Raw genomic sequence first — 12,247 nt, 5'->3', positions numbered from 1 at the left:
CCCGACGGGTTAAGCCGTCCCGGCCTTCGCCTCGCGGCGGCGGCGGGCATAGTCGGTGAGCGCCGCGTCGTCGCCGGCCGGCAGGGCAATGGCGGTGGTGGCGAAGAGGTCGCCGCGGCTGCCGTCCTTCTTCGGTAGGCCCTTGCCGCGCAGGCGGAAGGTGCGGCCGGAACTCGTCATCGCCGGCACCTTCATCTCGACCGCGCCGGTCAGCGTCGGCACGCGCAAGGATCCACCGAGCACCGCGTCCTCCAGCGGCAGATCGACGGTGGCGCGCAGATCCGCGCCGTCCACCTTGAACACCGGATGGGGTAGGACGCGGATGGTCAGCAGCGCGTCACCAGGCTCGCCGCGGGGACCACCCGCGCCGCCCAGGCCGCGCAGGCGGATGGTCTGGCCGTCGACGACGCCCTTGGGGATCATCACGTCGACGTCGCGCCCGCCGGGCAGGCCGATGCGCATCTTCTCCTCGCCCGCGATCTGTTCGAGCGTCACGCTGAGTTCGGCCGCGACATCCTCGCCGCGGGTCGGCCCGCCGCGGGAGAACCCGCCGGCTCCCGCACCGCCGGCGCGGAAGGCCTCGCCGAAGATGTGGCTGATGAAGTCCTCGCCGACCCCGCCGGGCCCGGCCCCGGCGCCACCGCCGCGCCTCTGGGTGAAGCCCTCGAAGTCGAAGCCGCCGCGCCCGCCGCCGAAGCCGGAAAAGCCCTCGAAGCCGGTCGCCCGCGGCTTGCCCTCGGCGTCGATCTCGCCGCGGTCGAACTGCGCGCGCTTCTCCTTGTCGCCGAGGATCTCGTAGGCGGTGTTCGCCTCCGCGAAGCGCTCGGCGGCCTTCGGATCCTTGTTGCTGTCGGGGTGGTACGCCTTGGCGAGCTTGCGGAAGGCCTTCTTGATCTCGGCCTCACCCGCGCCCTTGGGCACACCCAGAACGTCGTAGGGGTTTCGCATCGGGATTCTTTTGTGGGGGGTCGCAGCCGTGCAGGAATACGGCCTCTGCCGCTTGGCTTCAACGTGGGAAGCTCGTTGCGGTTCTGCAACACCCGCGAGGGCCACCATCACCGATCCGCGACCGGTTTCTTGCGGCGCCTCGTCCGGACAGCCTCAGGACTTGGCGTTGCCGGAGGCGCGCAGCCGCTTCAGCTCCCACTCGCCGCCGGACGGCTTGCAGCCGGTGCCGCGCACGAAGCGGCTGTTGGCGCCGCCGACCACGGTGGCAAGGAAGTCGCGGCAGATCTCGTCGCCGGCGACGTAGGGCAGCCCGGTCGGGTTGACCGCGCCGCGCATGGCGGTCTCGGGGTTTTCCCACTTCACCGGGCGCCCGTTGCCCTGCGGATCGAGGGCGACGGAGAGCGCGGCGTGGGCTCGGCGCCAATCCTCGCCGTCGAGGTCGCGTCCGAAGCTCGCGGGCCGCTTCGGGATGCTGCCCGTCACGAGCGGTTCGGGCGCCACCGGCGGCTCCTCCGCCTTGAACGACAGGATCGGCCCGCTGCAGCCGCCGCAGGAGATCACGAGGCCGAGCGCCAGCAGGCCCGCGAGCCGGGCCGCGCCACCATGCCGGGGCGCGGGCTCGCGCGCCGAACCGGACGCCCCTTCGGCGAAACGCGCACGAGCGAGGGCTTTACACGGACGCAGACGCATTACACCTGAACTCAAGACAGAAACGGGGTCCGACGGGTGTGCTGCCCGACGTCGGTGCCCCCCGACCCGGCTGCCACAGGGACGAAAATGGCCATCGATCGGTTAAGAGAGGGTGATCCCGGCGGAGATCCGGTCCACCCACAGGATTTCACGTTGTCGTCAGACCCCTGGGCGCTGTTTTCCGCCTGGATGGCCGAGGCGGAAGCCGCGGAGCCGGTCGATGCCAACGCCATGGCGCTCGCCACCGCCGGCTCCGACGGTCTGCCCGACGTGCGGGTGGTGCTCCTGAAGGGCTACGATCCGCGCGGGCTCGTCTTCTACACCAACGCCGAATCGGCCAAGGGCGAGCAATTGCTGGCCAACCCGCAGGCGGCGACGGTGCTGTACTGGAAGTCCCTGGGCCGGCAGATCCGCGCCCGCGGCCCCGTCTCCCGGGTGACGATCGAGGAGGCCGACGCCTATTTCGAGAGCCGCCACCGCGACAGCCGCATCGGCGCCGTCGCCAGCCGGCAATCGCGCCCGCTCCTCGACCGCCCGACTCTGATGGCCGAGGTCGCCGCCCTGTCCGAGAAGTATGAGAACGGCCCGGTGCCCCGCCCCGAGCACTGGCTCGGCTTCCGCATCGCCCCGGTGCAACTGGAGTTCTGGCAGAACGGTGCCTACCGCCTGCACGACCGCGTCCGCTTCACCCGCGAGGGCGACGGCTGGGCCCGCGCACGGCTCTATCCCTGAGGTCGAGGCCCCGACCGAAGACGGTCGGAGGCCTTCACGGCATCACCGAGCGGATCGCCGAGATCAGGCCCTCCTCGGTGTAGGGCTTGCGGATGAACAGGCCGTCGGTCGGCACGTCGCCGGGGGCGGGCCGCACCTTGCCCGAGGTGATGACGATGCCGATGTCCGGCCAGCGCCGGTCGATGCAGGCGGCGAGCTTGATGCCGTCGATGCCAAGCGGCATGTCGATGTCGGTGACGACGACGCAGACCGTCTCGCCCGCCTCCTGAACGGCGTCGAGCATGCGGATCGCCTCGTTGCCGTTGCGGGCCTCGCGCACGGCGAATCCCGCCTCGGCGATCAGCTCCAGCGCGGCGTGCCGGATCACGGCATCATCCTCCACGACGAGGACGGTCGGCCTCGTTTCCGCTTCGCTCACGCGCGTCGCATCCCTTGTTCCGCCACTGGTCCGATCACGCGCCCGTTCCCTTGAACTCACGACCCCTGCCCTGGGGTTGCATGAAGGCCGCGGCAGAACAAGCGCGCAGAGCGGGCGGAGCCGCCCGCTTCCGGGCCGCCGCCTCTGCGGTGCCTTTCGCAATGCAGCGCCGCCCTGGATTTCCGGCAGGGCGCGGCTTATCCCTGGGGCGAAGACCCGCTCAAGCCCGCTTACCGCGGTGCGCGCGGGCAGCGAGGGAACCCCGGCCTTGGCCTCATCCAACGACCGTCGACGGGTGATGCTGCTCACCGGCGCCAGCCGCGGCATCGGGCACGCCACCGTCAAGCGCTTTTCCGCCGCGGGCTGGCGCGTCATCACCTGCTCGCGCCACCCCTTCCCCGAGAACTGCCCCTGGGAGATGGGACCGGAGGACCACCTCCAGGTCGATCTCGCCGATGCGGCGGATACGGTGCGCGGGGTGCGGGAGGTGGCCGAGCGGCTCGCCGCCGAGGGCGGCCTGCTGCACGCCCTGGTCAACAATGCCGGCATCTCGCCCAAAGGGCCGGCGGGCGAGCGGCTCGGTGCGCTCACGACCGAGTACGAGGACTGGGCCCGCGTCTTCCAGGTCAACTTCTTCGCCCCGATCCTGCTGGCGCGGGGCCTGTGCGACGAGCTGAAACGCGCGCGCGGCTCGATCGTCAACGTCACCTCGATCGCCGGCTCGCGGGTCCATCCCTTCGCGGGTGCGGCCTACGGCACCTCGAAGGCGGCGCTCGCCGGTCTCACCCGCGAGATGGCCGCGGATTTCGGGCCGCTCGGCGTGCGCGTCAACGCGATCTCGCCCGGCGAGATCGACACCTCGATCCTCTCGCCCGGAACCGACAAGCTGGTGGAGCAGATCCCGCAGCGCCGCCTCGGCACGCCGGACGAGGTCGCCAAGGCGATCTACTTCCTCTGCATCGAAGCCTCCTCCTACGTGAACGGTGCCGAACTCCACATCAACGGCGGCCAGCATGTCTGACCGCCGGGCGGTTCTCGCCGCCCTGCTGTCGCTGATCGCCCTCCCCGCTATCGCGGCGGAGGATGGGCCCCAGGGTCGGTCTCAGGTCGAGCCGGTCACGCTGCCCTTCGCGATCAAGGCGATGCGCGGCCCCGGCAGCGACGTGGCGCTCGCGGTCGCGACCTCCGGATTGCTGCCGCTCGCCCGTGCCCCCGCCAGCGCCGACCCGAAGGCCACGGCGAGCCACTCGACCGCGAGCACCGCGCCGACCCCCGTCGTCGTGGTTTGGGGCGAGGGCGGCGGCGCCGTGCTCAGCCTCGACGGCCACCGTCTGCGCACCACGCTGATCGGCGCCGAGGCGATCGAGGGGTTCGCCGCCGCCGAGACGCCGCGCGGCGCCGTGCCGGGCTCGCGCCGCGCCCTCGACGGACCCTTGAGCGCCTACCTCACCGGGCCGACGCGGGCGCTCGGCGGCGCACCGGGCCAGGGCACGGTCCTGACCTTGCGCGAGCGTCAGCCGCTCGGCGTCACCGCCGAACCGAAGGCGGTGCCGGTGACGACGCAGACCCTGGCGCCGGGGGAGGACCGGGTCTTCGCCGGCCGCGCGCCGTGGATCACCCGTCTCGACGGCCGCCCGGCGGTGGTCGCCGTGACCGCGCAGGGGGCGACCGGCTCCGGCTTGGCGCTGGCCGCGAAGGGCAAGGACGGCGCCTGGACGCTCGCGGCCCAGACGCCGCCGCAGGCGGGCAAAGACGCCGACGGTGCGCCGCTGGCGCTCGTCGGCATCGCCGACTTCACCGGAGCCGGCCAGCCGCAGATCGCCGCGATCCGTTCTCCCGACGGCGCGGGCGTGCTCCAACTCTGGCGCTTCGCCGACGGGGTTTTCAGCCTCGCGGGCGAGCGGCCGGGCTATGCCGGCCCGGCCGCGGGCGAGGGGGCGGACCTCGCCGCCGCCGTTCCCCGCACCGGTACGCCGCCCGATCTCGCCCTTCCAGTGGCGGGCCGCGGGGCGCTGGCTCTGGTCTCGCTCAAGGGCGGCACGCCGGAGGAGCGGGCGCGCGTCCCTCTGCCCGCCCCGGCCGCCCACGGCATCGCCGTGCTCGAGGCTGGCGGAAGCGCCAAAATCATCCTTGTCGGCCTCGCCGACGGCCGTCTCGTCGCGGTGCCGGCTCCGTGAGCGGCGACGGGCAGGAGGACAGAGTGCCGGACGACGGGCGGCTGTTTCCGGCCCGCCCGCTGATCGGCGTGTCGATCGCGGTGATCCGCGACGGCCGCGTACTGCTCGCCGCGCGTGCCAACGAACCGATGCGCGGCGTCTGGACCCTGCCGGGCGGCCTGCTGGAGGCCGGTGAATCCCTCGCCGAAGGGGCGCTTCGCGAATTGCAGGAGGAGGTCGGCACGCTCGCCGAGGTGGTCGGCCCGAGCCTGACGCCGACCGAGATCATCCTGCGCGACGAGGCCGGCCGCATCCGCCACCACTACGTGATCCACCCCCATGCCGCGCTCTGGCGCGCGGTCGAACCGGTGCCGGGGCCGGAGGCGCTCGCCGTGCGCTGGGCGCATCTCGATGAGATCGCGGGGCTAGCCACCACGCCGGGACTGATCGACACCCTGCGCGAGGCGTTCTCCCGCGTGGGTCAGGTGGCTGAAGGTTTGAAATGAGGGGTTCGATCGGTTCCTGGCGGCTCCCGGCACATCCTCTCGCCCCGCCAGCGGGGAGAGGGGACGACACCCGCGGCCGATCCGGCAAGCGAGCCGGTTCCGATGAAGCGGCGCGGCCGACCCGCCCTCGCTTGACCGTCAGCCTGATCGTCGCCGCCCTGCTCGCCCTCACCCCGGCGGCGGAGGCCTTTGCCCAGCAGCGATCGAGCCCGGCCCGATCCGCTCCGAAGCCGCCCGAGAAGGAGAAGGAGCCCCCGCCCCCGGCCGAGCCGCCGCCCGCGCCCTACGACCGCGACCTGATGCGGCTCTCCGAGATCGTCGGGGCGCTCGCTTTCCTGCGCAGTCTTTGCGCCGAGCCGGACGCGGCCGAGTGGCCGGCACGGATGAAGGCGATCCTCGACAGCGAAGGCGTCACCCCGAGCCGCCGCGACCGGCTGGCCGGTGCCTACAACCGGGGCTTCCGCGGCTACAGCCTGACCTACCGGATCTGCACCCCCGCCGCGGGTGAGGCCGCCCGCCGCTACATCGCCGAGGGCGAGCGGCTCTCTCACGCCATCGCTGGGCGGTTCGGAGGGTAGGGGCGACGTTTGTGGCAGGAGCGCCACACCCCGGAGCCGTTGCAAAATTCCTTCGCAATTGCCCCTTCGCATTAACCTCTTCGCAATTCCCTGCTTCCCGGCTCGTGAAGGCTGCCGTATCGTGGCGATGTCTTGCCGGCACCGTTCCGGCCGAGAAGCGAAGCCGCCCGCCATGATTCACGACACCGACACCGCTGCCTTCGACGTCGACGCGGAGAGCAAGCGCCTCGCGCTCGGACTCGTGACGGAGGCCTTCGCGGAAGGCTGTCTCGACGGGATCGACGGCGACTGCATGGCCCAGGCCGCCCTGTTCGCGGCCTTCCAGGAGCTGGTCGCCACCTACGGCGAGGACGCCACCGCCCGCTACGCCGAGACTCTGCCCGAGCGCATCCGCGGCGGCGGCTTCACCACGACGCTGCAGCACTGAGAGGCCGTCTCCGCGAGCGGACGTAGCCAACCCCTTTCCCCGTCTGCGGGGTAGGGGGGATGCGCGGCTCATCCAACCTCCGCCTGATCAGTTTGGTCCCTCACCGTCATCGCGAGGCGAAGCCGAAGCGATCCAGGGCGCGACCTATCCTGCAATGTCGCGGTGCTGGATCGCTTCGCTGACGCTCGCGATGACGGTGCGAGACAAAGCCGAACGATCGACCGGAAACGGTCTCGCGACGGGATCGCCTCGAGCCGGATCGTAAGTTTCGCTGCTCGGGCGACAGTTAGGATCTGCGCGCTTCCGCCTGCTCCGGCAGCGCTTCCTCGAACACCACCGCCTCGCCCCGCGATGGGTTGGCCAACTCGCCCTGCCACATCACCGGCGTGCCCCGCACCACGGTGCCCACCGGCCAGCCGGTGACGGTGACGCCGTCATAGGGCGTCCAGCCGCATTTTGAGGCGATCCATTCGTTGCGGATGGTTTCGCGGCGCTTGAGATCGACCACGGTGACGTCGGCGTCGTAGCCCACGGCGAGCCGCCCCTTGCGGGCGATGCCGAACAGGCGCTTGGGGCCGGCGCTGGTCAGATCGACGAGACGGGCGAGCGAGAGCCGGCCGGCATTCACGTGGTCGAGCATGATCGGCACCAGCGTCTGCACCCCGGTCATGCCCGAGGGGGAATCCGGATAGGGCTTGGCCTTCTCTTCCAGCGTGTGCGGCGCGTGGTCGGAGCCGAGCACGTCGACGATTCCCTGCGACAGTCCGCGCCAGATCCCGTCACGATGCCCGGCGTCGCGCACCGGCGGGTTCATCTGCACTAGCGTCCCGAGCCGGGCATAGGCTTCCGTTCCGTCGAGCGTCAGGTGGTGGGGCGTGACCTCGACGCTCGCGACATCTTTCGCATCCGCGAGGATCGGCATCTCGTCCATGGTTGAGATGTGCAGGATGTGGATGCGGGCGCCCGTCTCCCGCGCGATCGCGATCAGGCGCCGCGTCGCCTTCACCGCGACCTCGGGCGAGCGCCAGACCGGGTGCGAGGCGGGATCGCCAGATACGCGCAGGTCTTTCCGCGCGCGCAGCATCGGCTCGTCCTCGGAATGGAAGGCGGCGCGGCGGCGGATGCGGCTCAGGATCGCGCGCACGCCGGCATCGTCCTCGACCAGCAGCGAGCCGGTGGAGGAGCCGATGAAGACCTTGATCCCGGCCGCCCCCGGCAGCCGCTCCAACTCGGCCACCGCCTCCGCATTCTCGTGCGTGCCGCCGACCCAGAAGGCGAAGTCGCAATGCATCCGGTGGTGCGCGCGGGCCACCTTGTCGGCGAGCGCCGCGGCGCTCGTGGTCTGCGGGTTGGTGTTGGGCATCTCGAACACCGCCGTGACGCCGCCCATCACCGCCGCGCGCGAGCCCGTCTCCAGATCCTCCTTGTGGTCGAGGCCGGGCTCGCGGAAATGCACTTGGCTGTCGATCACGCCGGGCAGGAGGTGCAGGCCGCGGCAATCGCGCCGCTCCGCCGCCGCTGCGCTCGACAGGTCGCCGATGGCGGCCACGCGCCCCGCCCGGATGCCGAGATCGGCGCGGTGCTCGCCGTCGTGGTTCACCAGCGTGCCGCCGGACAGGACGAGGTCGAAAGGCGCTTCCATCGGGCTCTCCCGGTTCGCAGGGTGCGATTGAGACGCGGATCAGCGCGGCTTATGTCAGGCGTCCCATGCGCGCAACGCCGCCGCGCCCGAAGGAGATGCCATGCCGATCGCCCTGCTGCCGGACCGTGCCGTCGTCGCCGTGTCGGGGCCGGACGCGCTCCCCTTCCTGCAAGGCATCCTCACCTGCAACGTCGAGACTCTGCCCGAGGGTGAGGCGCGACTCGGCGCGCTGCTGACGCCGCAGGGCAAGATCCAGTTCGATTTCCTGGTGTCGCGCGCCGGGGACGGCTTCCGCCTCGATGTCGCGGCCGAGCGCGTGCCCGACCTCGTCAAGCGGCTCGGGCTCTACCGCCTGCGGGCCAAGGTGACGATTGCCGCCGACCCGACGCTCGGTGTCGCCGTGGCCTGGGCAAAGGACGGGAGCCTGGCCGAGACCGCGGCCGAAACCGTGCGCGTGCGCGACGGGCGCCTGCCCGCCCTCGGCGAGCGGCTGTACTTTGCCGAGGGTGCCTTCTCGGCGGATGCGACGGAGGCCGATTACCACGCCCACCGCATCGGCCTCGGCGTGCCGGAGGGCGGGCGCGACTTCGCGCTCAGCGACGCCTTCCCGCACGAGGCGCTGATGGATCAACTCGGCGGCGTTGACTTCAAGAAGGGCTGCTATGTCGGGCAGGAGGTAGTCTCGCGGATGCAGCACCGCGGCACCGCCCGCACCCGCATTCTGCCGATCGTCTACCGCGACGGCCCTGCCCCTGAACCCGGCACCGAGGTGACGGCCGGCGCGCGCAGCCTGGGCACCACGGGCAGTGCGGCGGGCGATCGGGGGCTCGCCACGATCCGCCTCGACCGTCTCGGCGATGCGCTGGCCGCCGGTGAGCCGGTGCGGGCGGGCGGCACGGTGGCGGGTGTGATGAAGCCCGACTTCGCCACCTTCGCCTTTCCCTCCGACACGGCCGCCGCCGGATGAGCGCGGATGCCTCCGGCCTCATCCTCCACTCCGACGGTTGCCCGCGCTGCTGGTGGCCGGGGCTCGATCCGTTCTACGTCGCCTATCACGACACCGAGTGGGGCGTGCCCGAGTACGACGCGCGCGCCTTGTACGAAAAACTGATCCTCGACGGGTTCCAGGCGGGACTGTCGTGGATCACCATCCTGCGCCGCCGCGAGGGCTTCCGCCGAGCCTTCGCCGGCTTCGAGCCGGAGCGGGTGGCCCGCTTCACCGAGGCCGATGTCGAACGGCTGATGGGCGACACCGGCATCATCCGCAACCGCGCCAAGATCCGCGGCGCGATCAACGGCGCGCGGGCTTGGCTCGCGATCGAGGAGGCGGGGCCGGGCTTCTCGCCCTTCCTCTGGGATTTCTGCGACGGCCGGCCGATCCAGACGAAGGCGGCGAGCCGGGCCGAGATCGCCACCGAAACCGACGTCTCAAGACGGATGGGCAAGGCTCTGAAGGCGAAGGGGTTCACCTTCTGCGGGCCGACCATCGTCCACGCTTTCATGCAGGCGGTCGGCATGGTCAACGACCACCTCACCGGCTGCCACCGCCACGCCGCCTGCGCGGCTCTTGGCAAGAGTCTTGGCAAGAGTCTTGGCGAGAATCTTGGCGAGGGCCGCCATCCGTGACAGCCAACGCGAAGCCGCCGCGCGCCTGGCAGCGGATGCTGTCGGGCCGGCGGCTCGACCTGCTCGACCCCTCGCCGCTCGATGTCGAGATCGCCGACATCGCCCACGGGCTCGCCCGCGTCGCCCGCTGGAACGGGCAGACGGCGGGGCCGCACGTCTTCTCCGTGGCGCAGCACTCCCTGCTGGTCGAAGCGATCGGCGGCGGCCTCGATCCGCGGATCGGGACGCCGGAGCGGCTCGAATTGCTGCTGCACGACGCGCCAGAATACGTCATCGGCGACATCATCTCGCCGCTGAAGAACGCGATCGGCGACGCCTATCGCAGCGTCGAGCGGCGCCTGCTCGCGGCGATCCGCCAGCGCTTCGGCCTCTGCGCACCCTCCCCGGCCCTGTCGCGCTTGGTCAAGCGCGCCGACCGCATCGCCGCGGCGATCGAGGCGACCCGGCTCGCCGGCTTTTCGCAGGCCGAGGCCGACGGGATCTTCGGGCGCCTGCCGGTCCTGCCGGAGCCGCTGTCCGCCGACATCGAGCAGTTGGTCGCCGGATGGCCGACGGCGGAGGCGGAGGCGTGCTATCGCGCCCGCTTCGAGGCGCTCCAGCGCAGCGCCTGAGGCCGAAGAAGACGATGCCCACCCTCCACATCTGCCCCCTTTCGCGCCTGCCCGAGACCGTCGCGGCTTCTGGCGCGAGCCATCTTATCACGCTGGCGACGCTGGGCAGCACGGTTGAGCGCCCCGCCCCGATCCGCCCGGAGCACCATCTCCGGGTCGGCTTCAGCGACATCGTCGCGCCGTTGGACGGCCACCTGCCGCCGGGCGAGGCGCATGTGCGGGCCGTGCTCGACTTCGTAGCGGCGTGGCCGCGCGAGCGGCCGATGGTGATCCATTGCTACGCCGGCATCAGCCGCTCGACCGCGGCGGCCTATGCGGTGGCCTGCGCCCTGCGGCCGTCCGTGGACGAGGCGGACCTCGCGCGGGAGTTGCGGCATCTCGCGCCGAGCGCCACGCCGAACCGGCTGTTCGTAGAGATCGCCGACCGCCTGCTCGGGCGCGAGGGGCGGATGAGCGCGGCGATCGCCGGGATCGGGCGCGGCGCCGAGGCTTTCGAGGGCACGCCGTTCCGGATCCCCCTGGCGTGATCGGCCGGGTGCGGAGAGCGGAGATCGGTCGCACGCAATCGACCCGGGCTTGTGCGACCGCACGTCGCCCGTCATAACGCGCGCCAAAGGGAATTCGGATGAACGATCATACACCCGACGCGTCGGCGGCGGCGCTGGACGATCTGCCCTTCGAGCGGGCCATGGAGCAGCTCGAGGAGATCGTGCGCCGCCTGGAGCGCGGCGACGTGCCCCTGGACGAGTCGGTGGCGATCTACGAGCGCGGCGAGGCGCTCAAGCGCCACTGCGAGACGCTGCTGAAGCGGGCCGAGGCGCGCATCCAGAAGATTGCGATCGGGCCGGACGGCCGGGCCGCGGGCACCGCGCCGCTCGATATCGAGTAGGCGGTCAGGTGCGGTTCGGATCCACACGAAACTCATCGCGTGCAAGGGTTTGCGCGCTGTTCCTCACTTCGGGCATGAGGCTGGTCCGGTGGCACTAGCGGACACGACGATCCTAGAGGGTCTTGAGACGCCGGATCGTCTCCGGCTTCTGCCGGAGAGCGAGCTGCAGAGGGTGGCTGACGCGGTGCGCGCCGAGATGATCGACGCGGTGTCGATCACCGGCGGCCATCTCGGCTCAGGCCTGGGCGTGGTCGAACTCACCGTGGCGCTGCACCACGTGTTCGACACCCCCGACGATCGCATCGTCTGGGACGTCGGACACCAGTGCTACCCGCACAAGATCCTCACCGGACGGCGCGATCGCATCCGCACGCTCCGCCAGGGCGGCGGCCTGTCCGGTTTCACCAAGCGCTCCGAGAGCGAGTACGACCCCTTCGGCGCGGCGCATTCCTCCACCTCGATCTCCGCCGCGCTCGGCATGGCGGTCGCCCGCGACCTCGACGAGGCGGAGGCCAAGGCCAAGGGCGGGCCGGCGCTGAAGCGCCGCAACATGATCGCGGTGATCGGCGATGGCTCGATGTCGGCCGGCATGGCGTATGAAGCCATGAACAATGCCGGCGCGCTGCACTCGCGCCTGATCGTCATCCTCAACGACAACGACATGTCGATCGCGCCGCCCGTCGGCGCGATGTCGGCCTACCTCGCCCGGCTCGCCTCCGGCGGCACCTACCGCTCCTTGCGCGAGACCGCCAAGCAGCTCGGCAAGCTCTTGCCGAAGGCGCTCTACCAGCGCGCGGCGGCGGCGGAAGAGTATGCCCGCTCGCTGATCGTGGGCGGCGGCACGATGTTCGAGGAGATGGGCTTCCACTACGTGGGTCCCGTCGACGGGCACAACCTCGACCACCTGCTTCCGGTCCTGAAGAACGTGCGCGACTCGGATCAGGGCCCGATCCTGCTCCACGTGGTGACGCAGAAGGGCAAGGGCTACGCGCCGGCGGAAGCCAGCGCCGACCGCTACCACGGC

16 protein-coding genes are annotated in these 12,247 nt (G+C 71.4%); 12 read left to right on the top strand and 4 right to left on the bottom strand.

Annotation, left to right across the window (positions count from 1 at the left end; translation table 11 throughout):
* Window positions 1–9: 9 nt before the first annotated feature.
* Window positions 10–948 (bottom strand): DnaJ C-terminal domain-containing protein, encoded by a 939-nt coding sequence (locus MFF24_RS24855; RefSeq protein ID WP_238228692.1) that lies wholly within the window; start codon window positions 946–948, stop codon window positions 10–12.
* A 153-nt stretch (window positions 949–1,101) separates the two neighbouring features.
* Window positions 1,102–1,638 (bottom strand): RT0821/Lpp0805 family surface protein, encoded by a 537-nt coding sequence (locus tag MFF24_RS24850; RefSeq protein WP_133089645.1) that lies wholly within the window; start codon window positions 1,636–1,638, stop codon window positions 1,102–1,104.
* Between the two features lie 87 nt (window positions 1,639–1,725).
* On the opposite strand from MFF24_RS24850, the gene pdxH reads away from it, so the two are divergent.
* Window positions 1,726–2,370, top strand: coding sequence for a pyridoxamine 5'-phosphate oxidase (gene pdxH, locus MFF24_RS24845; RefSeq protein WP_108941985.1), 645 nt, complete (start codon window positions 1,726–1,728; stop codon window positions 2,368–2,370).
* Between the two features lie 34 nt (window positions 2,371–2,404).
* On the opposite strand, the gene MFF24_RS24840 is transcribed toward pdxH, so the two are convergent.
* Entirely contained in the window at window positions 2,405–2,788 is a 384-nt protein-coding gene (locus MFF24_RS24840) for a response regulator (RefSeq protein ID WP_108941986.1), read from the bottom strand.
* 298 nt (window positions 2,789–3,086) lie between these two features.
* Here MFF24_RS24840 and MFF24_RS24835 point away from each other — a divergent pair, with 298 nt between their 5' ends.
* The 5 genes from MFF24_RS24835 (at window position 3,087) to MFF24_RS24815 (ending at window position 6,455) form a co-directional block, all read left to right on the top strand.
* Entirely contained in the window at window positions 3,087–3,809 is a 723-nt protein-coding gene (locus MFF24_RS24835; protein WP_108941987.1) for an SDR family NAD(P)-dependent oxidoreductase, read from the top strand.
* Entirely contained in the window at window positions 3,802–4,965 is a 1,164-nt protein-coding gene (locus MFF24_RS24830; RefSeq protein ID WP_238228691.1) for a hypothetical protein, read from the top strand. The genes MFF24_RS24835 and MFF24_RS24830 overlap by 8 nt, the downstream gene beginning before the upstream one ends.
* A 23-nt stretch (window positions 4,966–4,988) precedes the next feature.
* Window positions 4,989–5,450 carry an NUDIX hydrolase gene (locus MFF24_RS24825; protein WP_238228690.1) on the top strand — a complete coding sequence of 154 codons (462 nt, stop codon included), beginning with the start codon at window positions 4,989–4,991 and terminating at the stop codon, window positions 5,448–5,450.
* Between the two features lie 131 nt (window positions 5,451–5,581).
* A complete protein-coding gene (locus MFF24_RS24820) occupies window positions 5,582–6,028 on the top strand; it encodes a TIGR02301 family protein (RefSeq protein WP_238228689.1) in 447 nt (148 codons plus the stop codon).
* 172 nt (window positions 6,029–6,200) lie between these two features.
* Window positions 6,201–6,455, top strand: coding sequence for a hypothetical protein (locus MFF24_RS24815; protein ID WP_108941991.1), 255 nt, complete (start codon window positions 6,201–6,203; stop codon window positions 6,453–6,455).
* 286 nt (window positions 6,456–6,741) lie between these two features.
* Here MFF24_RS24815 and MFF24_RS24810 read toward each other — a convergent pair whose 3' ends face one another.
* The gene (locus MFF24_RS24810) at window positions 6,742–8,097 is read right to left on the bottom strand and encodes a dihydroorotase (RefSeq protein ID WP_238228688.1); all 1,356 of its coding nucleotides are present in this window, start codon (window positions 8,095–8,097) and stop codon (window positions 6,742–6,744) included.
* Between the two features lie 100 nt (window positions 8,098–8,197).
* On the opposite strand from MFF24_RS24810, the gene ygfZ reads away from it, so the two are divergent.
* The 6 genes from ygfZ to MFF24_RS24780 all read left to right on the top strand — a co-directional run.
* Window positions 8,198–9,064: a CAF17-like 4Fe-4S cluster assembly/insertion protein YgfZ gene (gene ygfZ, locus MFF24_RS24805; RefSeq protein WP_238228687.1), complete on the top strand. Its 867-nt coding sequence runs from the start codon at window positions 8,198–8,200 to the stop codon at window positions 9,062–9,064.
* Window positions 9,061–9,723, top strand: coding sequence for a DNA-3-methyladenine glycosylase I (locus tag MFF24_RS24800; protein ID WP_238228686.1), 663 nt, complete (start codon window positions 9,061–9,063; stop codon window positions 9,721–9,723). Before ygfZ ends, MFF24_RS24800 begins: the two co-directional genes overlap by 4 nt.
* A 35-nt stretch (window positions 9,724–9,758) precedes the next feature.
* A complete protein-coding gene (locus tag MFF24_RS24795) occupies window positions 9,759–10,334 on the top strand; it encodes an HD domain-containing protein (protein ID WP_238228713.1) in 576 nt (191 codons plus the stop codon).
* Between the two features lie 14 nt (window positions 10,335–10,348).
* Complete coding sequence (locus MFF24_RS24790; protein WP_238228685.1) at window positions 10,349–10,861, top strand: tyrosine phosphatase family protein; 513 nt, start codon at window positions 10,349–10,351, stop codon at window positions 10,859–10,861.
* A gap of 98 nt (window positions 10,862–10,959) precedes the next feature.
* Window positions 10,960–11,223 carry an exodeoxyribonuclease VII small subunit gene (locus MFF24_RS24785; RefSeq protein WP_108941996.1) on the top strand — a complete coding sequence of 88 codons (264 nt, stop codon included), beginning with the start codon at window positions 10,960–10,962 and terminating at the stop codon, window positions 11,221–11,223.
* 88 nt (window positions 11,224–11,311) lie between these two features.
* On the top strand, window positions 11,312–12,247 hold a 936-nt coding region (locus MFF24_RS24780; protein WP_283214550.1), incomplete at its 3' end, for a 1-deoxy-D-xylulose-5-phosphate synthase N-terminal domain-containing protein.

The organism is Methylorubrum aminovorans, assembly GCF_022179725.1.
In the GTDB taxonomy this organism is placed as follows: Bacteria; Pseudomonadota; Alphaproteobacteria; order Rhizobiales; family Beijerinckiaceae; genus Methylobacterium; species Methylobacterium aminovorans.
Note: the sequence above shows the minus strand (reverse complement) of the source record. Positions and strands in the feature narration are given on the sequence as shown.

What these genes read in the sequence shown, in the direction of transcription:
- MFF24_RS24855 (WP_238228692.1), bottom strand. Translation starts at nt 948, where the DNA reads ATGCGAAACCCCTACGACGTTCTGGGTGTGCCCAAGGGCGCGGGTGAG.
- MFF24_RS24850 (WP_133089645.1), bottom strand. Translation starts at nt 1,638, where the DNA reads ATGCGTCTGCGTCCGTGTAAAGCCCTCGCTCGTGCGCGTTTCGCCGAA.
- pdxH (WP_108941985.1), top strand. Translation starts at nt 1,726, where the DNA reads ATGGCCATCGATCGGTTAAGAGAGGGTGATCCCGGCGGAGATCCGGTC.
- MFF24_RS24835 (WP_108941987.1), top strand. Translation starts at nt 3,087, where the DNA reads ATGCTGCTCACCGGCGCCAGCCGCGGCATCGGGCACGCCACCGTCAAG.
- MFF24_RS24830 (WP_238228691.1), top strand. Translation starts at nt 3,802, where the DNA reads ATGTCTGACCGCCGGGCGGTTCTCGCCGCCCTGCTGTCGCTGATCGCC.
- MFF24_RS24815 (WP_108941991.1), top strand. Translation starts at nt 6,201, where the DNA reads ATGATTCACGACACCGACACCGCTGCCTTCGACGTCGACGCGGAGAGC.
- MFF24_RS24810 (WP_238228688.1), bottom strand. Translation starts at nt 8,097, where the DNA reads ATGGAAGCGCCTTTCGACCTCGTCCTGTCCGGCGGCACGCTGGTGAAC.
- ygfZ (WP_238228687.1), top strand. Translation starts at nt 8,198, where the DNA reads ATGCCGATCGCCCTGCTGCCGGACCGTGCCGTCGTCGCCGTGTCGGGG.
- MFF24_RS24800 (WP_238228686.1), top strand. Translation starts at nt 9,061, where the DNA reads ATGAGCGCGGATGCCTCCGGCCTCATCCTCCACTCCGACGGTTGCCCG.
- MFF24_RS24795 (WP_238228713.1), top strand. Translation starts at nt 9,759, where the DNA reads ATGCTGTCGGGCCGGCGGCTCGACCTGCTCGACCCCTCGCCGCTCGAT.
- MFF24_RS24790 (WP_238228685.1), top strand. Translation starts at nt 10,349, where the DNA reads ATGCCCACCCTCCACATCTGCCCCCTTTCGCGCCTGCCCGAGACCGTC.
- MFF24_RS24785 (WP_108941996.1), top strand. Translation starts at nt 10,960, where the DNA reads ATGAACGATCATACACCCGACGCGTCGGCGGCGGCGCTGGACGATCTG.